This window comes from Paraflavitalea sp. CAU 1676 (assembly GCF_029223285.1).
Lineage (GTDB): Bacteria > Bacteroidota > Bacteroidia > Chitinophagales > Chitinophagaceae > Paraflavitalea.
In genome coordinates, this window is the sequence record NZ_JARHUJ010000009.1 from 455,864 (window position 1) to 477,912 (window position 22,049).

19 protein-coding genes are annotated in these 22,049 nt (G+C 50.7%); 15 read left to right on the forward strand and 4 right to left on the reverse strand.

Going from position 1 to position 22,049, the window contains the following annotated elements:
* The first annotated feature begins 84 nt into the window (after positions 1 to 84).
* Entirely contained in the window at positions 85 to 1,221 is a 1,137-nt protein-coding gene (locus tag P2H89_RS28845; protein ID WP_275833722.1) for an OmpA family protein, read from the forward strand.
* Between the two features lie 13 nt (positions 1,222 to 1,234).
* Here P2H89_RS28845 and P2H89_RS28850 read toward each other — a convergent pair whose 3' ends face one another.
* Positions 1,235 to 2,215: a YpdA family putative bacillithiol disulfide reductase gene (locus tag P2H89_RS28850; RefSeq protein WP_275833724.1), complete on the reverse strand. Its 981-nt coding sequence runs from the start codon at positions 2,213 to 2,215 to the stop codon at positions 1,235 to 1,237.
* Positions 2,216 to 2,787: 572 nt separating this feature from the next.
* On the opposite strand from P2H89_RS28850, the gene P2H89_RS28855 reads away from it, so the two are divergent.
* The 8 genes from P2H89_RS28855 (at position 2,788) to P2H89_RS28890 (ending at position 11,775) form a co-directional block, all read left to right on the forward strand.
* A complete protein-coding gene (locus tag P2H89_RS28855) occupies positions 2,788 to 5,910 on the forward strand; it encodes a TonB-dependent receptor (protein WP_275833726.1) in 3,123 nt (1,040 codons plus the stop codon).
* A gap of 29 nt (positions 5,911 to 5,939) precedes the next feature.
* The gene (locus P2H89_RS28860; RefSeq protein ID WP_275833727.1) at positions 5,940 to 7,406 is read left to right on the forward strand and encodes a RagB/SusD family nutrient uptake outer membrane protein; all 1,467 of its coding nucleotides are present in this window, start codon (positions 5,940 to 5,942) and stop codon (positions 7,404 to 7,406) included.
* A gap of 110 nt (positions 7,407 to 7,516) precedes the next feature.
* Complete coding sequence (locus tag P2H89_RS28865) at positions 7,517 to 8,203, forward strand: hypothetical protein (RefSeq protein WP_275833729.1); 687 nt, start codon at positions 7,517 to 7,519, stop codon at positions 8,201 to 8,203.
* A 23-nt stretch (positions 8,204 to 8,226) separates the two neighbouring features.
* Positions 8,227 to 8,934 carry a hypothetical protein gene (locus P2H89_RS28870; protein ID WP_275833731.1) on the forward strand — a complete coding sequence of 236 codons (708 nt, stop codon included), beginning with the start codon at positions 8,227 to 8,229 and terminating at the stop codon, positions 8,932 to 8,934.
* Between the two features lie 118 nt (positions 8,935 to 9,052).
* A complete protein-coding gene (locus P2H89_RS28875) occupies positions 9,053 to 9,979 on the forward strand; it encodes an SPFH domain-containing protein (RefSeq protein WP_275833734.1) in 927 nt (308 codons plus the stop codon).
* Positions 9,980 to 10,079: 100 nt separating this feature from the next.
* Positions 10,080 to 10,787, forward strand: a complete 708-nt coding sequence (locus tag P2H89_RS28880) for a MotA/TolQ/ExbB proton channel family protein (protein WP_275833735.1) — start codon at positions 10,080 to 10,082, stop codon at positions 10,785 to 10,787.
* An 18-nt stretch (positions 10,788 to 10,805) separates the two neighbouring features.
* Positions 10,806 to 11,204, forward strand: coding sequence for a biopolymer transporter ExbD (locus P2H89_RS28885; protein ID WP_275833738.1), 399 nt, complete (start codon positions 10,806 to 10,808; stop codon positions 11,202 to 11,204).
* 34 nt (positions 11,205 to 11,238) lie between these two features.
* Positions 11,239 to 11,775, forward strand: coding sequence for a hypothetical protein (locus P2H89_RS28890; protein WP_275833740.1), 537 nt, complete (start codon positions 11,239 to 11,241; stop codon positions 11,773 to 11,775).
* A 111-nt stretch (positions 11,776 to 11,886) separates the two neighbouring features.
* Here the strand turns inward: P2H89_RS28890 and P2H89_RS28895 are convergent, their stop codons facing one another.
* Positions 11,887 to 13,233 (reverse strand): FAD-binding oxidoreductase, encoded by a 1,347-nt coding sequence (locus P2H89_RS28895; protein ID WP_275833742.1) that lies wholly within the window; start codon positions 13,231 to 13,233, stop codon positions 11,887 to 11,889.
* 58 nt (positions 13,234 to 13,291) lie between these two features.
* Positions 13,292 to 14,203 carry a peptide chain release factor N(5)-glutamine methyltransferase gene (gene prmC / locus P2H89_RS28900; protein WP_275833744.1) on the reverse strand — a complete coding sequence of 304 codons (912 nt, stop codon included), beginning with the start codon at positions 14,201 to 14,203 and terminating at the stop codon, positions 13,292 to 13,294.
* 109 nt (positions 14,204 to 14,312) lie between these two features.
* On the opposite strand from prmC, the gene ribD reads away from it, so the two are divergent.
* Positions 14,313 to 15,353: a bifunctional diaminohydroxyphosphoribosylaminopyrimidine deaminase/5-amino-6-(5-phosphoribosylamino)uracil reductase RibD gene (ribD, locus tag P2H89_RS28905; protein WP_275833746.1), complete on the forward strand. Its 1,041-nt coding sequence runs from the start codon at positions 14,313 to 14,315 to the stop codon at positions 15,351 to 15,353.
* The gene (locus P2H89_RS28910; RefSeq protein ID WP_275833748.1) at positions 15,350 to 15,976 is read left to right on the forward strand and encodes a YigZ family protein; all 627 of its coding nucleotides are present in this window, start codon (positions 15,350 to 15,352) and stop codon (positions 15,974 to 15,976) included. Before ribD ends, P2H89_RS28910 begins: the two co-directional genes overlap by 4 nt.
* Positions 15,977 to 16,008: 32 nt before the next feature.
* Here P2H89_RS28910 and P2H89_RS28915 read toward each other — a convergent pair whose 3' ends face one another.
* A complete protein-coding gene (locus P2H89_RS28915; RefSeq protein WP_275833750.1) occupies positions 16,009 to 16,902 on the reverse strand; it encodes a 3-hydroxybutyryl-CoA dehydrogenase in 894 nt (297 codons plus the stop codon).
* Between the two features lie 398 nt (positions 16,903 to 17,300).
* Here P2H89_RS28915 and P2H89_RS28920 point away from each other — a divergent pair, with 398 nt between their 5' ends.
* The 4 genes from P2H89_RS28920 (at position 17,301) to nosZ (ending at position 21,995) form a co-directional block, all read left to right on the forward strand.
* Positions 17,301 to 17,798: a YqhA family protein gene (locus P2H89_RS28920; RefSeq protein ID WP_275833752.1), complete on the forward strand. Its 498-nt coding sequence runs from the start codon at positions 17,301 to 17,303 to the stop codon at positions 17,796 to 17,798.
* Positions 17,799 to 17,866: 68 nt separating this feature from the next.
* Positions 17,867 to 19,150 carry an acetyl-CoA hydrolase/transferase C-terminal domain-containing protein gene (locus P2H89_RS28925; RefSeq protein WP_275833754.1) on the forward strand — a complete coding sequence of 428 codons (1,284 nt, stop codon included), beginning with the start codon at positions 17,867 to 17,869 and terminating at the stop codon, positions 19,148 to 19,150.
* A 326-nt stretch (positions 19,151 to 19,476) separates the two neighbouring features.
* Entirely contained in the window at positions 19,477 to 19,944 is a 468-nt protein-coding gene (locus tag P2H89_RS28930) for a c-type cytochrome (RefSeq protein ID WP_275833756.1), read from the forward strand.
* A 32-nt stretch (positions 19,945 to 19,976) separates the two neighbouring features.
* On the forward strand, positions 19,977 to 21,995 hold the full coding sequence (gene nosZ / locus P2H89_RS28935; protein ID WP_275833758.1) for a Sec-dependent nitrous-oxide reductase: 2,019 nt from the start codon (positions 19,977 to 19,979) through the stop codon (positions 21,993 to 21,995).
* Positions 21,996 to 22,049 lie beyond the last annotated feature (54 nt).

Below are 22,049 nucleotides of genomic sequence, written 5' to 3' on the forward strand. Positions count from 1 at the left end.
CTTTGGGCAGCGGCCTTCGTCAACAAAGTAGCGGATATTAATGAAAAGAATGTACCTTTTCATCAATGAACGCAATCAGTACCTATGCGTTTCGCCTTACTTATCTCCAGCAGCCTGCTCGCCCTGAGCACCCGGGCGCAGCACCTCATCGCCAACGGCAGCTTCGAGGATGAGAACCTTTGCACCGAATACAATCACAACTGCGCGCCTGAAGCTTGGATCGCCAATTCCTTTTATGCCAACTATTATTACCACTCCCCCGGAAAAGCCGCGGAGGGTACGCATTTCGTGGGGCTGGCATCGGGCAACCGGTTGCAACAGGGCACCCATAACTTTGTTCGCACCCGGCTTTTGTGTGGACTGCAGCCTGGCCACCGGTATATGTTACAATTCTACGTTCGCTCACGGCATGATATACTTGATAGTGTAGGCGCCTGGTTCAGTCAAACAGATTTCCTGCTTGAGAAACGGAGCTTTAAATTATTACAACCACAGCTCTGGGCCACCCAGGCACTGGATACCTTATACGAAGATCCGCGCGAGTGGCAAAAAGTGCGGCTCCTCTATACCGCTACCGGCAATGAACAGTATCTTACAATTGGCAGTTTCAACAGGAAGGAATACATCTTTCGTGGTGCACCCGATCTCAACAACGACTATTATTTTTTCCTCGATGCCGTATCCCTGCAACCGGTCGATCCCGCCGAACAATTGTGTGCGCAGGCCGATAGCGTGAAAGCCGAAGTGTACCTGGAAAACGAACGCCACGAATACCTGCGTAAGCTGGTGTACATGCGCACTAAAACGCCGCCAGTCAGCAGGCCATTACCCAAAACGATCACGCGCATACCACCACCCAAACAACACATCGATACGCTCATTATACCCGATATCTATTTCGCTACCGCACGTTACCAGCTCACTTCCAAAAGCTACGGACTGCTCGACAGTTTTGCACACAAACTCAATACCAGGCGTATCGATTCGCTGGTCGTGGGTGGGCACACCGATACCATCGGCACCCTTGCCTACAATGAAGCGCTGTCGCTCAACCGCGCCAATGCGGTCAAAGAGTACCTCCTTGGAAAATTAAATGATAAACAGGCGCCGGTCGTAGCGCGGGGATATGCCTACCGCTACCCTGTAGCCAGCAATAAAAAACCGGCCGGCCGTCAGCAGAACAGGAGGGTGGAGATCTACGTGTACCGCAAAGAGGAGTAAGCACCACCACAACTTACACGGGCGTGACCGTTTTATCTACGATGGCCTTGATGATCTTATCGGCATGTTCGCGCGAGTTCTCGATAAACCATACATGGGTATTCATGCCCCCGCATACCACGCCCGCCAGGTATACATTGGGCAGGTTGGTTTCCATCGTGTCATTATTGTAAGTAGGTTGCAGCAGGCCATCATCCGACAATTGAATGCCCAACTTACGCAGGAAATCGAAATTGGGCCGGTAACCCGTTAGTGCGATCACATAATCGTTGGCGATCGTCTCTACGCCATAAGGAGTTTGAATATCTATTTCAGTAGGGCGTGCGGCTTTTATCTGCGAATTGAAATACACTTTGATGCTGCCTTCTTTGATACGATTCTCGATATCGGGCTTCACCCAGTATTTCACGCGGTCGCCGATCTTTTCCTTGCGCACCACCATGGTAACATCGGCGCCTTTTCGCCAGCACTCCAAAGCCGCATCGACGGCCGAATTACTGGCACCCACCACCACCACTTTCTGCATGGCATAGAAGTGGGCTTCCTTATAATAATGTACCACCTTCGGCAACTCTTCGCCCGGAAAACCGCAATACAGTGGAATATCGTAGAACCCGGTAGCAACAATAAGGTGGGTGGCTGTATATTCTGCTTTCGAACTGGCAACTAGGTATCGATCGCCCTGCCGTTCAACATTGGTGACGGCTTCCTGCAGGTGTACGGACAACTGATTAGAGATCGTTACGCGGCGATAATACTCCAGCGCCTCCGGGCGGGTTGGCTTCACATTATTGGAGACAAAAGGGATGCCGCCGATCTCCAGGCGTTCGGAGGTAGAAAAGAAGGTCATGTTCAACGGGTAGTTGAACAATGAATTCGTTAAACAACCTTTTTCAAGTATGAGATAGTCTATTCCAGCCTTCTTAGCTGCGAGGCCGCAAGCCAATCCAATAGGGCCGCCTCCCACAATGATCAATGAATAATGTTGCGCCATAATAAGTAATAACAGGCAAAAGCTTCGTCGGTTCTAATACGAATACTATCGTAACTATTTGGTAGTATCATTAATATATGCGGCACAATTATATATATAATTAAAGGAGCAAAAAATTTTTTTTGTGCAGCACGACCATTAGATTTGGTGTCATGTAATCGTTAACAATTCGATAACGACCCATTAGAAAACTAACAGTCACATGAGAAGAGGTAAACCATCTACTGCCAGGAACATCATTCCTTAGGGTAATTCTATCGCCCGACAGTATTCCCACCTTTTCTATTTCTATCATGCACTCCTCAACAGAGTGGCACCTTCTATTTAGCCATGAACAATGAAACATTGTTTTCCAAAGGCCATCACCTGCGGATAACAGCGTTTGCACTTGCCCCAAGCTTCGTTTTTATTTAGCCATGAAACAGTGATTGCTGCAACCAGCCGGCACGCCCGGTTACGATTGTATTTGCCTTGCCATGTACTGGCAGGAACGGAATATCCTTGTCCTGTAGAAAGCCCGATCCTATTGTGCAAAGTTTATTTACCAATACTAAATACAACACGTAATGAGCATGAGAAAAACGCTGTCACTTGTCATCACCATGTTGTTGCTTACGGGCACCCTGCTCGCGCAAACCAGGGTGATCACCGGAAAAGTAACTGACGACAAAGGCGGCCCAGTCCCCAACGCATCAGTAATTATCAAAGGCACCAACACCGGTACTACCACCAATGGAGATGGCGCCTTTTCCATCACTGTGCCTGCAACGGCTAAAACGCTGGTCATATCCGCAGTAGGCCAGGGTTCCGCAGAAATCGCGATCACCAGTAAGAACATCGTCGATGTATCCTTGAAAAACCTCGACAAAGAATTACAGGAAGTCGTAGTAGTAGGTTATGGAACGCAGAAAAAATCATCTGTAACTGCCAATATCACAACCGTGAAAGGTGCGGCACTCGCCGATAAACCTGCACCCAGCTTCGATGCCTCCCTCGGTGGCCGCGCAGCAGGTGTACAGATCACGGTACCCAACGGTGTGGTGAACAACCCGCCCGTATTCCGCATTCGCGGTACCAACTCGATCAACCTGAGCTCCTATCCGTTGATCGTGATCGATGGAATTCCAACATTTACCGGTGACGTTAGTAGCGCCAATGCTGCTGCCAACCCCCTGGCAAGCGTAAATCCTTCAGACATCGAGAGCATGGACATCCTGAAAGATGCGGCTGCTACCGCTATATATGGTAGCCGTGGCGCCAATGGTGTTGTGCTGATCACCACGAAAAAGGGTAAGAGAGGAAAATCAAAAGTTACCTATGATGGCTGGGCTGGTGTGTCAAAAGCTACCCGGCTTTGGGATATGCTCAATGCCGACGAATATATGCTGGTGAAGAACGAAGGCCTGAAGAATGCTAAATCTACCAACTATCCTGGTTTCCTGCCCACCAATGGTCCTGATGGCAAGCCGATCAATACCGACTGGTATGATTATGCTTACCGCAATGGTTTCTCCCACAGCCACAACGTGGCAGTGTCTGGTGGTACCGATAATACCACTTATTATTTCTCTGCCGGTTATACCGATCAGCAGGGTATCGTCATCAAGAACTCTTTTAATCGTAAGAATATTCGCTTTAATGTTGATAACCGCATCAGCAAAATTTTGTCGGTTGGTTTGAATGCGAACTATTCCAACGAGCTGAACAAAGCATCGATCAGCTCCGGTTCGTTGCCCGGACAGGCTTTCTCTTCTGCAGGTCTGGCCCGTCTCGCACTGGCGCTTCCTCCGAACATTTCACCCTACAACAATGATGGTACCTATAATGTAAGTGGAGCCGCTATTGGAAAAATGAACAACGTGGAAGGGATTAATTTCTATAACCCGGTTCCGTTGATCGATCACAACTACTCCAATGCAGAGAACGATCACATCCAGGGTAATGTGTACATTCAGTTGAAGCCCATCGCCGACCTTACCATCCGCACCAACTACGGTATTGACTATCTCAATGTAGATAATCGTGGATTCACTACTCCGCTCAATGGCGACGGTTACCCCGGCGGATCTACTTTCGGCCTGCTCAATAAAATGAAGCGCTGGGTGTGGACCACTACGGCACAATACGACAAGACTTTCTTCGATAAGCATACCATTTCCGTGCTCGCAGGTACCGAGCAGCAGGGTACCAATACGGAGAGCTATGGCATTAACCGTACCAACTTAAGTGATCCCTTTTATACCAACCTGCAAGGTGGATGGCTCAACCAAACTGCTACCGGCATGGGTATTGGAGAAAACTATCTCTGGAGCGGTTTCTCGCGCCTGAATTATGACTTCGACAGAAAGTATTTCCTGACGGGAACGTTCCGGCGCGATGGCTACTCTGCCTTTGCCGAGGGACTCGAGTATGGTAACTTTTACAGTGTGTCTGCTGGCTGGGATGTCTCCCAGGAAAAATTCTTCACCAATTTGGGAATTGACAAAGTGGTGAACAGCTTGCGCCTGCGTGGCAGCTATGGTACCAGTGGTAACATTTCTGGTATTGGCAACTTCGCTTCCTATTCATTCTATAGCGCAGGAACCTACAATGGTCAGGCAACGCTGGCATTCTCACAGGCCGGTAACAAGGAACTTACCTGGGAAACCAGTAAGAAAACGGATATCGGTTTCACATTCGGCTTGTTCAACGACAAGATCACCGGTGAGTTCGCCTATTATAAAAACGATATCGACGGACTTTTGCTGAACGTTTCTCAATCTCCTTCAACCGGTATGCCCAATAGCCCGCTGATGAACATCGGGGAAATGTACAACAAAGGCATCGAGGTAACCCTGAACGCTACACCAGTTTCCAACAAAAACTTCCGTTGGAATACCTCCTTTAACTTCTCTACCAATAAGAATATGGTAACGAAGCTGGCGCCCGGCGTACCTTTTGTTACCAATGCTACTGGTCTTGAAACGGTCAATATTACCAAGCCAGGATATTCGCTTGGTTACCTTTACCTGATACCTACAGAAGGTGTTGATCCGCAAACAGGCCGCCGGATATTTGTCAATGCCAATAATGACAGATTGCTGTATGATCACGCTGGTCCTACAGGCGCTAAGTACACTTACATGAAAGATGGTTCTCCAGCACCTGCCATCGATCTGGGCAGAGACGCAAGGACCCTTTACCAAAGTACGCCCAAATTCTACGGTGGTTTCGACAATACCTTCAGCTACAAGAAATTTGATCTCAATGTACTCCTGACTTACCAGGGCGGATTCTACGTGTACAACGGTACACAGGCAACCATCCGTGATCAGCGTTTCTGGAACAGCGAAAAGGCTGTGCTCAACCGCTGGCAGAAACCCGGCGATGTTACCGAAATTCCCCGCCTCGTATTCGGCGACAACGTGTCTAATGGTTCTGCCAACCCAATTTCCGACAACGTGCAAAAAGGCGATTTCGTGAAGCTGCGTAACGTAGCACTGGGCTACACGTTCGATCAGAAAGCACTCTCAAAAGTGGGTCTTTCTACAGCAAGAATGTACGTGTCTGGTCAAAACCTGGCGGTTTTGACTGCTTACAATGGACCCGATCCGGAAGTTTCCACCAACGGCAACGGCAACGGCAACCAGGGTGTAGACCGCAACTCAGTGGGTAATGCCATCACATTTACAGTGGGCCTTACACTTGGATTCTAATTAACTGATCAACACTCAAAAAAAAGAACATGAAAAGATATATGTTTAAGTTGGCACTGGTGGGTGGAATGACATCTGTGCTGTTCTCCTGTCAGAAGAAAACATTAAACCCGACTTCAAATACTTCGCTGTCTGATGTCACTGCGTTTGAAACGATCGACCGGATCGAAAACCAGGTAAAGGGAGTTTATTCAGCGCTCAAGTCTGGCCAAATGTATGGTGGTCGCTATTTTATCTACCACGATGCCCGTGGTGAGAATTTCATATCGGACGATGGTAACCGCGTAACTGCCCGTGCACCCTGGGAGTTTGCCATCAATAGTGGTGATGATGAGTGCAAAAACCTGTGGTCCGCTGCCTATACAGCTATTAACCGATCCAACCTGTTCCTCGATGGGATGGAAGAGACCGGTAATAAAGTAGCTGGTGACAAGGCCAAGGCGTTTCAGGCGGAAGCCCGTTTTGGCCGTGCACTGTCCTATTATAGCTTGTTGCAATTGTACGCCCGCCCATATTGGGATGGCAACGGTAGCAAACGTGGATTGCCATTGCGCCTGGTTGGTATCAAAGGCCCGGGTTTCAATGACCTGGCTGCCGCTTCGGTAGCAGAAGTCTATAAGCAGGTTATCGATGACCTGGACTTTGCCGAGGCCAACCTGCCTGTCACTATCGCCGACGCGGCGACACGCACTATCCGGGCACACCGTAATACCGCGATCGCGTTGAAAGTACGGGTTTACCTGATCATGCGCGATTATCCGAAAGTAATTACAGAAGCCAATAAGATCGTTTCTACGGCTGCTCCCTTTACGGCAACTTCCGGTGTGGCGCACGCGCTGCAGGCTAGTTATCCTGCCATATTCTCTTCGGCTGTAAATAGTACCGAATCGATCTTTTCCATGGGTTTCACGATCAACGACGCGCCTGGTACGCAAAACCAGCTGGGACACTATTACCGTTCCAAAGCTGCCGGTGGTGCTGCCATCTTTTACCTGAACCCGGCAAAGGTCCTGGGCGATGCAAGCTGGAAGACGTCAGACGATCGCCGAAAAGTGATCGATACCTCGACAGGGAAAGCATACCTGAAGAAATTCAATGGTGGAACCCCCTGGCTCGATTGGGCGCCGGTGATCAGGTATTCCGAAGTATTGCTGAGTCTCTCTGAGGCGCTGGCACGTACCAATGCTGGCAGCGTAGATGCGCGTGCAGTTGCACTGCTCAGTGCCGTACGCAGCCGCTCCGATGCCTCTACGACCTATACTGCTGCGGATTTCGCCAACTCCACAGCCCTGGTGGACGCCATCATCAGAGAAAGGAACATCGAGTTTATCGGCGAAGGGATCCGTGGTCTCGACATCATGCGCCTTGGACTTGAGTTTCCCGGACGGGTAGCGGCCAATGGGGTAGTGGTAACGCCTGTGCCTTCCACAAATGAAGCCTATATCTGGCCCATTTCTGCAGACGAGACCAGGTTGAATACGCTCATCAAGAACTAATAGGTATGACCGAATATGCTGCTTAAATAAAGGAAACCCCGGAACGCAAGATCCCGGGGTTTCTTTTTATCTTGTAACATACTCCCTTATCTGCAATACACACCCTGCTTATGAAGAAGAAAGTATTGGCTTTGGTATTATCCCTGTTTTTCCTGCAATGCCTGTGGGCGCAGGATAACCCTTTCATGAACGATGCCAATGGGCGCCCTCTTTACAGGCAAACGAATTACCGCGTTGAAGGTACCCCGTATTATCATGACGGATACACCATTGCTGAGATCACATCGTTGTACGGGAAGGTGTATCCCCCGGTGAACGTCAAGTTCAATATTCAAACCAATGAGGTGTTATACATGGCAGATGACGGTACCGAAATGGTGGCCACCATGCCCATCCGTCGTATACGGTTAATCGGTTTCATGAGTCCTGAAGGGGCGCGGGACCGGATACTTGAGTCGTTTTCCGAACAGCCGCTCAATGCGACCAATGCACCCGTATACGAAAAAATCGACACTGGCCGTATCACTGTGCTTAAGCAGATAAAAATTACCTATATCGACAACAAGGAGTTCAATCAGTCTACCGTTGTCCGTAATTTCAAACGGAAAGAAACCTGGCATCTCCTCTCCGCGAATGGAGTCGTAAAGAACTTCGAAACCGGTAAGGAGGCCATGCTGGCTACCCTCACCGATAAACCTAAAGAGATCACGGCTTACATAGATAAAGAAAAATTGAAATGCCGCAGTGTGGAAGATTGCCGTAAAGTGATCCGTTATTATAATACGCTGTTTCAGTAAATTGAGGGCTCAAATCGTTACCCATGAACCGCCATACCTTTGTTACCCTGCTTGCACTGTTGTATGTTGTTGCCGGCCAGGCCCAGGACCAGATATACGGCAATCCCTACGTTAACCACTGGATGAAAGATGCCAGCGGCCGGTTGGTGAGCGAGCAGGCAGAATACCGTTCGGAAGGAAGCCCCTACTATAGCGACAATTACAGTACGGTGGAGATCACCACCACCAGCGGAAAAGTGTATCCGAATATCCAGGTAAAGTTCAATGTGCAGGCCAATGAGATCGTGTACCGAACACCGGAAGGGAAGGAGATGGTAGCGGCCGTACCCATTCGCCGCATCCGCTTTATCGCAATGGCAGGGGAGGAGGGTACCTCCGATCTGGTATTGGAAACATTTACTGCCCAGGCGATCAACGAAGCCAATGCGCCGGTGTATGAGCAGGCCGATTCCGGACGCATTACTACCCTGAAGCAAATCAGGATTACCTATAAAGATGTAAAAGAGTTCAATGAAGCGTCTCCCTTGCGCAAATTCACCCGCAAGGAAAGCTGGTGGGTACGTGGCATCGGCAATGAGGTAGTCAAACTAGAAACCGGTAAAGAAGCATTACTGGTATTGTTGAAAGATAAAAGCACCGAAGTAACGGCCTATATCGAAAAGGAAAAGCTGAAATGCCGCAGCATAGACGACTGCCGCAAAGTGATCCGGTACTACAATACCCTGTTTTAAAGCACTATGAGCAAAAATGTAGCAGGCACCCCGCGGGGTGCTTTTTTTATGCCCACCCCCTCCGGAGTCTCCCTGCGTAACTTAAAAATGACTACATTTCGGCAAAAAAACACTCCATATGGAATTGCTTCAATCGTATTGGTGGGTCATCGTCATACTGCTGGTGCTTTTTGCCGGACTCAAAACCATCAACCAGGGCTTCGTTGGTGTAGTCACCATGTTTGGTAAATACCAGCGCGTGGTGCGCCCCGGCCTCAACCTGCTCATACCCTTCCTGGAACAGATCGCCAAGCGCGTAAGTATACAGAACCGCTCCGTCGAAATGGAATTTCAGGCCGTCACTGCCGACCAGGCCAATGTATATTTCAAAAGCATGTTGCTCTATTCCGTGCAAAATGCCGATGAAGAGACTATTAAAAAAGTAGCGTTCAAGTTCCTCAGCGAGCGCGATCTCATGCAGGCGCTTACCCGTACCATCGAAGGCACCATCCGGTCGTTTGTAGCTACTAAGCGCCAGGCCGAGATCCTCGCATTGCGCAAAGACCTCGTGGAGTATGTAAAAGATCAGATCGATCAGTTACTCGAAACCTGGGGTTATCACTTGCAAGATCTTCAGATCAATGATATCACCTTCGATCAGGCCATCATGGATTCCATGAGTCGCGTAGTAGCCAGCAACAACCTCAAAGCTGCCGCCGAGAACGAAGGACAGGCCCTGCTCATTACCAAAACCAAAGCTGCAGAAGCTGAAGGTAACGCCATCAAGATCGCCGCCGAGGCAGAACGCCAGGCAGCACAATTACGCGGTCAGGGTGTGGCGCTCTTCCGCGAAGAAGTGGCCAAAGGTATGAGCCATGCCGCCGAGCAAATGAAACAAGCCAACCTCGATACCAATGTGATCCTGTTCTCGATGTGGACAGAAGCCGTCAAGAACTTCGCCGAATACGGAAAAGGCAACGTCATCTTCCTCGATGGCAGTCCCGATGGTATGGAACATACCATGAAACAGATACAGGCCATGATGCTCAAGAAAAGTGGTACATAACTTCGTGGCCCCTTATATAACAAAGTTTTAAGAAATATAAACGGCTAAAAAACGTTTTGGGCATACATTTGATACTTTTACACCACTAAAACAACACTGGATGAATTGGTTTTTTCTTCAGGTCACCAATCCGGCAACCTCCCTGGCAGATTCCTTGAAGCAGGTAGCACAGGGAAGTGGTACAGCGCCCTCTATGAATGTAATGGAAATGTTGGCCCATGGCGGCCCCTTGATGATACCCTTGGGCATCCTGCTCGTGCTGGCGGTATTCTTTTTCTTCGAAAGGCTGATCGCTATCCGCAAAGCCAGCAATATCGATCCCAATTTCATGAACATCATTCGTGATAACGTGTTCAGTGGCAACGTATCGGCCGCCCGGTCGCTGGCCAAGAATACGTCGAATCCGGTAGCCCGCATGATTGATAAGGGACTGCAGCGCATCGGCAAGCCCATCGACGCCATCGAAAAGAGCATGGAGAATGTTGGTAAACTGGAGATCTACAAGATGGAAAAGAACCTTTCTATGTTGTCGCTGGTGTATGGCATTGCGCCCATGTTCGGGTTCCTCGGTACCATCTTCGGTATGTTGCAGTTGTTTTACAACATCAATGCGTCGGGCGATTTTACGCCTGCGCAGATCGCCGGTGGTATCTATACCAAGATGATCACCTCGGCCAGTGGTTTGATCATTGGTCTGTTGGCCTACGTAGGTTATAACTTCCTCAATGCGCAGATCGATAAGAATGTGAACCGCATGGAGGTGGCCAGCGCCGAGTTCATCGACATCCTGCAGGAACCCACCCGGTAATCAGTAAACACCATCAGCATGAATTTAAGAAACAGGTTAAGACAACACCCGGAATTGCATGCAGGAGCCCTGAACGACATCCTGTTCATCCTGCTGTTCTTCTTCCTGATCGTGTCTACCATCGCCAATCCCAATATCGTGAAGGTGAACAACCCGCGCGGTACAAAAGATACCAAGGCCAAGCAGCACATCACCGTATCGATCGATAATGCACAGCAATGTTACATCGGCACCAAAAAGACCGACCCTCTATTGTTCGATACTTTGCTGAAAGCCGAGATCATGAAGTTCAAACAGCAGATCGATACACCCGTAGTGGTGATCAATGCCGATACCGTAGCCTATTGGGGCGAGATCTTCCGCATCATGCGCGTATCCAAAGGCGCCGGTGCGAAAGTAGTAGCGAACGTGAAGTAAGCGGCAAGGCGAGAATCTTACGATATAATACTCCATGCTCGACCCCGTTATTCAGAACTCAACACCGGCTGATAACCGTAAATTGCTGGCGGTAGCGATAGCTTCGTTGGCAATACTTCATTTGGTAGAATTTGCACTCCACGGAAGAGTGCCTGAACGCATAGGACCGGGAGAGGTGAAAATTAATATAAGTGGGCTAATTCTCCTGGTAAGTAACTATGTTGTATTTCTTTTCACCTTTAAAAAGGCGCTGAAAGACAGTCCGCAGGTACGACTTATTTATCTCCTGGTGTTTGGGTGTTTGATAGTTTTTTTTGCAGAGATCATCTGCCAAACGGTACGGCTTGGTTTGGAACAGGCGGGAATTGGAGAAACGGGAGGATTGCGTGGGGCGCTGGTGTCGATATTGGGCCAACCATTATGTTCATTGATGGTATCAGTACCCCTCGCTATTGAATTGCGCTACAAAAACAAGTTACTGGCCACGTTAATATTCTTTGCAATAGGGTTTTTAGCCTGGTACCTTTTTATCCATCTAGGATTATTGGAAGATTTGAGATCTCTGTTATGAGTTTAACGTGTATTACCGCCCCCCTTAATTCTTCTTTAAGCTTCAACATTTATTGTCCCGCGGTAATTTGGGATTATCCTCCTTCCAATGTCTAAGTTGCCTCGTTGCCTCTCACGCGCCCAACCCTAATCGCCTGCCGATATTCGAATTGAACTTATTCTGCGGATCATACTTGCGTTTCACCGCCAGCCAGTCACCTACCTGTGGGTACATCGACTTGAACATGTCTTCGGCCAGGCAGGCATCTTTACCCAGGTACAAACGACCACCTGCGGCCAGCACTTTCGCGTCCAGCTTAGGCGTAAACTCGAAGAGCTGTTTGCTCACCGGGAAATCGATCGCCAGCGTATACCCTTTGAAAGGGAAGGAGAGAATGCCCTGACCATCGCCCATGCGTTTGAACACATTGAGGAAAGGCGTACAGCCACTCTGCGCGATCATTTGTAAGATCTCTGCCAGGTGTTGCCGGCCATTTTCTTCGGGAATCACAAACTGGTATTGAATAAAACCGCGTTTGCCATAACCCCGGTTCCAGTTGTTGATGGCATCCAGCGGAAAGAAGAACTTCTCGTAGTGAATGAATTCCTTGGGCGAGTTCTGCACAAAAGCGATCACCCGGTTCAGCACTTTCACCGTCAGGTTGTTCAAGGTGAAAGAGGGGAGAAAGAAAGGAACAGATAGTTTACTCAGCTTATGTGTCTTCAGCGGATCGGCCTGCAGCTTTGGCGGCAATTCGTTCAGCTTGGCTGCATTGCCCAGTGTCAGTACACCACTGCCCATCTTATCACCTTTGGCAAGCGCATCGATCCAGGCAACGGAATAATTGTATTCATGGTCGTATTGCTCCAGCGCTTCCAGCATATGATCGAGGTTCCTGATCTTGATAGAGCGTTGCTTGAAATAACAGGATTCTATCTTACGTAATTTGATGCGGGCGGTTAAGATCACGCCCAGCAGACCCAATCCGCCAAAATTGGCCCAGAACAGGTCGGCATTTTCCTCGCGCGAAGCAGTAAGCACCCGGCCGTCAGCCACCAGGATGGTGAAGGAAACTACGCAATTCACGAACGAGCCGTCGATATGATGGGCCTTGCCGTGGATATCATTGGCGATGGCGCCGCCGATGGTCACGAACTTTGTACCCGGACAGATCATCGGCAACCAGCCTCGCGGCGCAAACGTCGTAATGATCTCTTCCAGGCTCGCGCCGGCTTCACATTCCAAAATACCGGCATTGGCGTCCCATCCCAAAAAGCTGTTCATCTTTGTGCAGTCGCCCACAAAATGACCGTCATTCACGGCCTGGTCGCCATAACTGCGGCCTAGTCCGCGCGCCACGAGATTGCCTTTTTGCAAAGGGTCAGCAAGGTCATTGCTATTGCGTACGTTGATGAGGTACGAGTCGGAAACGGGATAATTGCCCCAGCCTGCGATTTTTTCCATCCTGGATAAAGACATGTAAAAGGTTTACGGCGATTAAATATACAGTGAAAAGCCCGGACGCCATAGCGCATTCCTACGCTTTGACGGCCCGCACCATGCGGTCCTTGCCCTGCAGGTCCTGCCGCAGTACAATGCCCGTGAGGCCCAGTGATGTAAAGAGTTGAACGGTGGCCGGTCCCAGCTCTTCATGGATCTCTACATAAAGGCGTCCACCTGATGCCATATGCTGCAAGGCAAACTGGCCAATATGCCGGTAGAAGAGGAGCGGGTCATCGTCCTCCACAAACAGGGCCAGGTGTGGCTCATGCAGCAACACATTGTTGTGCATGGTGGCCTTGTCCCTGACGGGAATATAAGGTGGATTGCTGACGAGAATATCGATAGCGGGTAAACCGGGCCAGGCCGCCTCCTGCAGAAAATCAACCCGGAGAAATTGCACCCCGGCCTCCAATGCAGCCGCATTGCGTTTCGCTACCTCCAGCGCGCCCTCACTCACATCGGCGCCATACACGATAGCCTCGGATAGTTGCTTTTTCAAAGCGATCGGTATGCAGCCGCTCCCTGTTCCTACATCGAGAATGGATAGTCCGCTGCCTGCTTCCTGATTCCTTGCACCATCGGCGCCGGCTGCATGGCCGGCTTCACCACCTGCCTCGCGCACCTCGGCCACCACCCATTCCACCAGTTCTTCCGTTTCAGGTCGGGGGATCAATACATTTTCGTCGACGTAAAAACGCATCCCGGCAAACCAGGCCTCGCCCAATACGTACTGCACAGGTCTTTGCTTCAAGAGGTCATCGATGTTTCTCTGTAGCAGTTCTGCCTGGGTGGCGCTCAGCACGCGGTCGCGGTGCACCACCCGGTCTATCTTCGTCATCCCCGTGAGGTGTTCCAGCACCCAGCCGACTATATTCGAAGCCTCGCGGCCATCATAGATCGCCGAAAGCTGTTGGGTTAAAAGTAGTTGAGCCTCCTGGATAGTCATGGCGCGAAGGTAACATCCGCCGGCAATATCACCGCGCTACATCGCTGCCGCGATCCTCCCCCGAAACCGCTATCTTTGCGCCTCATCCCGATTTCCGATTCTTTTGACGATGCACGAAACATACCTTCACCGCTGCCTGGAACTGGCCAGGCAGGCAGCCGGCTACACCGCGCCCAATCCTATGGTGGGGGCCGTACTCGTGCATGAAGGCTGCATCATCGGCGAAGGCTGGCACCGGCAATACGGCGGCCCTCATGCGGAACCCAATTGCATCGCCTCCGTGGCCGAAGCCGATCAGCCACTGATCCCACAGTCTACCATGTACGTATCGCTCGAGCCTTGTGCGCATTTCGGTAAAACACCTCCCTGCGCCGATCTCATCGTGCGGCATCGTATACCCCGCGTGGTCATCGGCGCCCGCGACCCATTCGTACAGGTCGATGGCAAAGGCATTGATAAACTGAAAGCAGCCGGCGTAGATGTAACAGTAGGAGTGTTGGAAGAAGCATCCACGGAGCTGAACAAACGCTTCTTCACCTTTCATACAAAGCATCGGCCCTATATCATACTTAAATGGGCGCAAACGGCCAATGGTTTTATCGGCAACGACGACCATTCCCGGTTGATGATCAGTAATGCGCTCACCAATCGTACCGTACACAAATGGCGCAGCGAAGAAGCGGCCATACTGGTGGGTACCAATACAGCACTCTTCGACGATCCCAGGCTCAATACCCGTCATTGGGAAGGGCCCAGCCCCATCAGGGCGGTGGTCGATATGGACCTGCGCCTGCCTGCTTCGCTCAAACTGTTCGATGGCACCGCACGCACCATCGTCTTCAATACAAAGCAACATGCCGGAGAAGGCACGGTACAATACTACCAGGTAACGCGCGACGTGAGTCTCGTGCACCAGGTAGCCAATGCCTTGTACCAACAAAACATACTGAGTGTGCTGGTCGAAGGCGGCGCACAATTGCTGCAAAGCTTTATCGACGAAGGTTATTGGGATGAAGCAAGGATCATTACCAACGAAACATTGCGTGTAGACAGCGGCATACGCGCACCCGAGCTGGGCGCCGCCACCCTCCTTGAAACAACCACCCTCGAAAACGACACCATCAGGATACTGAAAAAAGCGGAAGGATGATACAAAACCCCACCACCATGCAGGAACAGGAGATCTATTATACCGTCGATAAACCCGGCACCGCCGAGTTCAAAGACCGCGGCAGTAAGTTCATAGCTTATGCCTGGCCCATCACATCGGTCGACGAATTCAAGGCCCGTATGGAAGAGGTGAAGAAAGAACATCCCAAAGCATCGCACCATTGCTTTGCCTACCGCATTGGTACCGATAAAAATACATTCCGCGTTAGCGACGACGGCGAGCCATCAGGTACGGCCGGCAAGCCTATCCTGGGGCAAATCGACAGCAAAGAACTTACCAATGTGCTCATCGTGGTAGTACGGTATTTTGGAGGCACCCTGCTGGGCGTACCCGGACTCATCAACGCCTACAAAATGTCGGCCTCGCTCGTATTGCAAATGGTGCCCGTAACCCAGCGGTTCATTGAAGTGCCCTATATCGTGCATTTCGATTACTCGCAGATCAACGACATCATGATGGTGGTAAAGCAAACCAATAGCACCGTCATCGAGCAGGAACTCGGACTTTTCTGCCACATGAAGATTGGCATCTCCAAAGGCCGGCTCGATGAAGCACTGTATCGCCTCAACGATATCCGCAATGTTGAAGTAAGAAAATTGTAACACGTCCGGGATAAGGCCCTGTCTGGCCGTCCCTACCTGAATCGCTCACTCACCACCAGATCCTTGCTGCCTGCCGTATGCTGGTAGAAACCTTCGCCGCTCTTTACGCCCAGGTAACCGGCAGTCACCATGTTCACCAGGAGCGGACAAGGAGCATACTTCGGATTCCCAAACCCATCGTGCAACACGTTCAGGATTGATAAACACACATCCAGGCCAATGAAGTCGGCCAGTTGCAGCGGACCCATCGGGTGCGCCATACCCAGTTTCATCACCGTGTCGATGGCTTCCACACCGGCTACACCCTCGTACAGGCTATAGATGGCTTCATTGATCATCGGCATCAGGATGCGGTTGGCAATAAAGCCAGGATAATCGTTCACTACGCAGGGTACTTTGCCCAGTTGCGTGCTCATCGCCACGATGGCATCGGTAACCGCTTTATCGGTGGCATAACCGTTAATGATCTCTACCAGTTTCATCACCGGCACGGGATTCATGAAGTGCATACCGATCACCTTATTGGGGCGCTTGGTCGCCGCGGCAATCTTGGTAATGGAGATAGAAGAAGTATTGGTGGCCAGGATGGTATTGGCGGGGGCGGCCTCATCCAGCGACCGGAATATCTTTAGTTTAAGATCGGTGTTCTCTGTAGCGGCTTCCACCACGAGGTCGGCGTTTTGCACGCCCACAGCCAGGTCGGTATGGGTAGTGATGTTGGCGAGGGCAATACTCTTCTGGCCTTCACTGAGCGCGCCTTTGCTTACCTGGCGGTCGAGATTCTTGCCAATGGTTTGCAGCGCTTTCTCGAGTTGTGCGCCATTTACATCGATGAGTTTAACGGTAAAACCACTTTGGGCAAACACATGGGCGATGCCATTACCCATCGTACCCGCGCCGATCACGGCAATTTGTTTAAAAGACATGAGCTGAAAAGTTTGGTACGTCGAAACCAGCGCCAACGGCATGGCTCCAACCTGTTTTAAATATGACTAAGCGGGGCAAAAGTAACGCAAAACTTACAACCATTAGTCAAAGTGCTGTGGCTGGTTGAACAGACAACATCAACCTTGATTTTCTGCTACGTCCGCCAAGGTGCCTGTTGAACTGCCCGGGGGCGCGCCCCGCGATCTCGCTCCATGGCTTCAGGAAATTGCCCCTGCCATTCGGCCCTCATTTACATATATTGGCATTCCTGCCGCCCGTAAAAGGGTTCAAACAGGAAAATAGTCCTAGCTTAGAAGAGACACCGCCCGCCCGGCAAGATCCCTCCGACCTCCCACACTGGCCATCCCGCGTCCTGGCCACCAATAAACAGCATTACATGAAATCGATCTTCAGCATTTTGCGTGTCATGATAATGGTCATCGCCGTGATCATCTTCTTTGCAGGCACCGCCTTTACTGTATTGGGCGCGTACGATTTTGTACACGCCTTCACCCACCTCAGCGGCGATGGAGAGCGGTCCGAAAGAACCATGGCCATCAGCCTCATCAAAGCGGTCGACCTCTTCCTCATTGCCGTGGTATTGTTTGTGTTTTCTCTGGGACTCCAGGTATTGTTCAACCACAAACCCGACAATACCCTCCTCCAAACATTGCCCAGGTGGTTGCAGGTAAAGAATTTCATGGACCTCAAGGTCATACTCTGGGAAGCCATCCTCACAACGCTCGTTATATCATACCTGGCCGATGTGGCCCGTATCAAGATCAGCGGGGGCGAAGTCACCGAACACAGTCTCCTCATCCCCGCCGCCATATTGGTGATCTCGATCAGTCTTTACTTCCTCAAAAAAGGAGAGCATGGCAAACACGATAGTTGATCACAATAAGCCCATCTCATGATCCCCGTCATCTTCCCCGCTTGCAATAAACTTACCTTTGCGTCAATATGAAAACACCGATCTACGTTACAGCCGAAGCTGCGGTACAGGCCATCGGGTCCGGCAACCGCGTATTCATACACGGCAGTGCAGCAACGCCTGTTACGCTGGTAAATGCGATGCTGGCACGCTATGAAGAATTGAACGAAGTAGAGCTCGTAAGTATTACCACACTCGGCGATGTAGCCTTCAATGATCCACGTTACCAGGGACATTTCTTCATCAACTCGCTCTTTGTATCGGCTGCAGTACGCCAGGTGGTAAACAGTGAAGATGGCGATTATGTGCCTATCTTCCTTAGTCAGATACCGCAACTCTTTCGCAGAAATATATTGCCCATCGATGTGGCCCTCGTAACCGTATCACCACCCGATCGCCACGGTTATTGCTCACTCGGCACATCGGTCGATATAGCACGCGCTGCCGTCGATACGGCGCGCATCGTTATTGCGCAGGTCAACCCCCGCATGCCACGCACCCATGGCGAAGGCTTTGTGCACGTGAGCCGCTTTCAATACCTCGTAGAGTCGGCCATTGAATTGCCCGAACTCAATTATGCAGTGGCCGGCAACGGCGCTACCGAACAGATCGGCAAACAGGTGGCCTCTCTCGTAGAAAACGGCGCCACCCTGCAGCTTGGCATTGGCGCCATACCCGACCAGGTATTGAAGAACCTGGAGCATCACCGCGACCTCGGTCTGCACACCGAAATGTTTTCCGATGGCATCATACCACTTATAGAGAAAGGTGTCATCAACAATCGCCATAAGAAATTGAATGTAGGCCGTTCCGTTACCGGCTTTCTTGCCGGCACGCGCAAACTGTACGATTTTGTGGATGACAACCCCACCGTGCGTGTCATGGACATCGCCTATGTTAATGATACAAGTATCATCCGTCAAAACCGAAAGGCCACGGCGATCAACAGCGCTATCGAGATCGATCTCACCGGACAAGTTTGCGCCGATTCCATAGGCACTTATCAATACTCGGGCATTGGCGGACAAATGGATTTCATGCGCGGGGCCTCTCTGTCCGAAAACGGTAAACCCATCATCGCATTGCCATCTGCAACGAATAAGGGACAATCCCGCATCGTGCCTTACCTCAAGCAAGGGGCGGGCGTGGTCACCACCCGCGGTCACGTACATTGGGTAGTAACCGAATACGGCATCGTCGATCTCTTTGGAAAAAATCTCAAACAGCGGGCAAAAGCGCTGATCGGCATCGCACATCCCGATCACCAGGAGTCGTTGGAACGCGCCTATGCGGAGCGATTCGGCGCTAAATAATTGGGAAACCGATCCTGGACTTAACCCGTTGATCGCCGAACCCACGATAAATTTCATAGCAACCTTCCATACTTCAGCGCCTGCAGCAACTAGCTGCAGGCGTTTTTTTTCCTGCTCCTAACCGTGACCGGGAAGTAGCCACGATGAAAACAAAGCTCAATAGCTAAACATTGTTTAGATCATTTAACATGTGAAATTTAACTGGCATTAATTGAGGTAATCTGACTTTAATCATAACTTCCATTGAGGGCAATCAGGTAACCCACACATAGGTGCAACTACTTTTGTTAAAGCAAATACAACACCTCCACACTAAAACTGCACATATGAAACATCTCGTATTCTATCTTCTTTGCGCTGGCTTCTTTACGCTGTACGCCTGTGGTGGCAACGAACCACCTAAAGAAACCACCGCCACTACCCCTTCAACAGAAAACAATACCGCCACCGAAATACATGGCACTGAGATCAAAGCCGGCGATATAACACTCTCCACTCCGCTCAATGCAGCCTGGGTGACCAAAGGAAAAGAGATCTATGGCCTTAAATGCCAGGCCTGCCACAAACTCACAGATGAGCGCCTCGTAGGCCCCGGATGGAAAAATGTGACCACCCGCCGCGAACCGCAATGGATCATGAACATGATCACCAACGTCGATATGATGCTTGAAAAAGATGCCGAAGCACAGAAACTGCTGGAGCAGTGTCTGGTACGCATGCCCAATCAGAACATCACCAAAGACGAAGCCCGCGAGATACTGGAATTCATGCGCAGCAACGACGGCGTTAAATAACGACTAACCAATCCAATCACAATAAACAGGTAATGATGAAAATTACAGCCTTGCCCTGCCGCTCAGCAGGGATAGCCCTCCTATTCACCGCCGCATCGTTCCAGTCTTGCAAACCACGCGGCGCCACCGCCGCCGTTACCGGCGATGCCGCCGAAAAAGTATATGTAGCACCCGGTAAATACGATGAGTTCTACAGCTTCGTATCGGGTGGCTTCAATGGCCAGATGAGCGTTTACGGATACCCCTCGGGTCGTCTGTTGCGCATCATACCCGTATTTTCCCTGCAGCCCGAGAACGGCTATGGCTTCAGTGAGGAGACCAAACCCATGCTCAATACAGCGCATGGCTACGTGCCGTGGGATGATTTGCACCACGTTTCATTGTCCACCACCAATGGCGAGCACGATGGTCGTTGGGTATTTGCCAATGGCAACAACACCCCGCGTATAGCCCGCGTTGATATGTCTACCTTCCGTACGGCCGAGATACTCGAGATACCCAATAGTGCTGGTAACCACTCCTCGCCCTACATTACCGAAAATACAGAGTATGTAGTGGCAGGCACCCGCTTTAGCATCCCTGTCCTTACCAATGAAGATGTGCCCATCAATACCTACAAAGACAATTTCAGGGGCACCATCAGTTTTATCAAAGTAGATCCGCAGAGCGGCCACCTCAACATCGCCTTCCAGGTGCTTACGCCCGGTGTTAATTTCGACCTGGCCCGCGCCGGTAAAGGACCCTCACACGGTTGGTTCTTCTTCAGTTGTTACAACTCCGAGAAAGCCAACACCCTGCTCGAAGTGAATGCTTCAGCGAAAGACAAAGATTTCATCATGGCCATCAACTGGAAAAAGGCCGAAGAATACCTCGCTGCCGGCAAGGGCAAAAAAGTAGCCGCCAAATATGCCCATAACCTGCTCGATGAAAAAACACATACTGCCACCTCCACTATCCTCAACGAAGTGTTGGTGCTCGATCCCAAAGAACTCGAAGGCATCGTTTATTTCATACCCTGTCCCAAATCGCCCCACGGTACCGATGTGGATCCTACGGGCGAGTACATCGTAGGCAGTGGCAAACTCGCAGCGGTGATCCCGGTGTTCTCCTTCACCAAAATGCAGCAGGCCATCGCCGCGAAGAATTATGATGGCAGCTACGACGGCCTTCCCGTTCTTAAATATGAAGCCGTTCTGCATGGTGAAGTAACGAAGCCAGGGCTCGGACCCCTTCATACCGAATTTGATGCCAATGGCAATGCCTATACCTCCATGTTTGTATCGTCCGAAATCGTAAAGTGGAATGTGAAAGAATTGAAAGTTCTCGACCGCGTGCCCACCTATTATTCCATCGGGCACCTGAGCGTAATGGGCGGCCCCACCAAAAAACCTTATGGCAAATACATGGTGGCCTACAACAAGATCACGAAAGACCGCTACCTGCCCGTTGGGCCCGAGCTGCCGCAAAGTGCGCAACTGTATGATATCAGTGGCGACAAGATGAAACTGCTGCTCGACTTCCCCACAGTGGGCGAACCGCACTATGCCGAAGCCATCCTGGCCGATAAGATATCGAAGAACAGCGTCAAGATCTACAAGATCGAAGAGAATCAGCACCCGTATGTATCGAAAGGGGAGGGGCAAACGAAAGTGGAGCGCAAAGGAAACCAGGTGCATGTATGGATGACGGCCATTCGCTCGCACCTTACGCCCGATAATATAGAAGGCGTTAAAGTAGGCGACGAAGTGTATTTCCACGTCACCAACCTCGAGCAGGATTGGGATGTGCCCCATGGCTTCGCCATCAAGGGCGCCAATAATGCCGAGATACTCATTATGCCCGGCGAAACCCAAACCCTCCTGTTCAAGCCCGATAGAGCTGGTATGTTCCCTTTCTATTGTACTGACTTCTGCTCGGCGCTTCACCAGGAAATGCAGGGTTACCTCCGTGTATCTCCCACAGGCAGTAATGTAGCGCTTGCCTTTAGTACTGGTACCAACAAGCCCGCCGGCGACAAAGACAGTACCGCCGCCGGTGCCAAAGCAGAATAAAAATCATCGACCGTGCTGCCGGCACAACACCGCAGCACGGTCTATTGCACAGCT

Coding starts and splice junctions, on each gene's coding strand:
- nosZ (WP_275833758.1), top strand. CDS start 19,977: ATGATGAAAATTACAGCCTTGCCCTGCCGCTCAGCAGGGATAGCCCTC.
- P2H89_RS28885 (WP_275833738.1), top strand. CDS start 10,806: ATGAATTTAAGAAACAGGTTAAGACAACACCCGGAATTGCATGCAGGA.
- P2H89_RS28855 (WP_275833726.1), top strand. CDS start 2,788: ATGAGAAAAACGCTGTCACTTGTCATCACCATGTTGTTGCTTACGGGC.
- P2H89_RS28865 (WP_275833729.1), top strand. CDS start 7,517: ATGAAGAAGAAAGTATTGGCTTTGGTATTATCCCTGTTTTTCCTGCAA.
- P2H89_RS28930 (WP_275833756.1), top strand. CDS start 19,477: ATGAAACATCTCGTATTCTATCTTCTTTGCGCTGGCTTCTTTACGCTG.
- prmC (WP_275833744.1), bottom strand. CDS start 14,203: ATGACTATCCAGGAGGCTCAACTACTTTTAACCCAACAGCTTTCGGCG.
- P2H89_RS28870 (WP_275833731.1), top strand. CDS start 8,227: ATGAACCGCCATACCTTTGTTACCCTGCTTGCACTGTTGTATGTTGTT.
- P2H89_RS28915 (WP_275833750.1), bottom strand. CDS start 16,902: ATGTCTTTTAAACAAATTGCCGTGATCGGCGCGGGTACGATGGGTAAT.
- P2H89_RS28880 (WP_275833735.1), top strand. CDS start 10,080: ATGAATTGGTTTTTTCTTCAGGTCACCAATCCGGCAACCTCCCTGGCA.
- P2H89_RS28875 (WP_275833734.1), top strand. CDS start 9,053: ATGGAATTGCTTCAATCGTATTGGTGGGTCATCGTCATACTGCTGGTG.
- P2H89_RS28860 (WP_275833727.1), top strand. CDS start 5,940: ATGAAAAGATATATGTTTAAGTTGGCACTGGTGGGTGGAATGACATCT.
- P2H89_RS28910 (WP_275833748.1), top strand. CDS start 15,350: ATGATACAAAACCCCACCACCATGCAGGAACAGGAGATCTATTATACC.
- P2H89_RS28850 (WP_275833724.1), bottom strand. CDS start 2,215: ATGGCGCAACATTATTCATTGATCATTGTGGGAGGCGGCCCTATTGGA.
- P2H89_RS28920 (WP_275833752.1), top strand. CDS start 17,301: ATGAAATCGATCTTCAGCATTTTGCGTGTCATGATAATGGTCATCGCC.
- P2H89_RS28895 (WP_275833742.1), bottom strand. CDS start 13,233: ATGTCTTTATCCAGGATGGAAAAAATCGCAGGCTGGGGCAATTATCCC.
- P2H89_RS28890 (WP_275833740.1), top strand. CDS start 11,239: ATGCTCGACCCCGTTATTCAGAACTCAACACCGGCTGATAACCGTAAA.
- P2H89_RS28925 (WP_275833754.1), top strand. CDS start 17,867: ATGAAAACACCGATCTACGTTACAGCCGAAGCTGCGGTACAGGCCATC.
- ribD (WP_275833746.1), top strand. CDS start 14,313: ATGCACGAAACATACCTTCACCGCTGCCTGGAACTGGCCAGGCAGGCA.
- P2H89_RS28845 (WP_275833722.1), top strand. CDS start 85: ATGCGTTTCGCCTTACTTATCTCCAGCAGCCTGCTCGCCCTGAGCACC.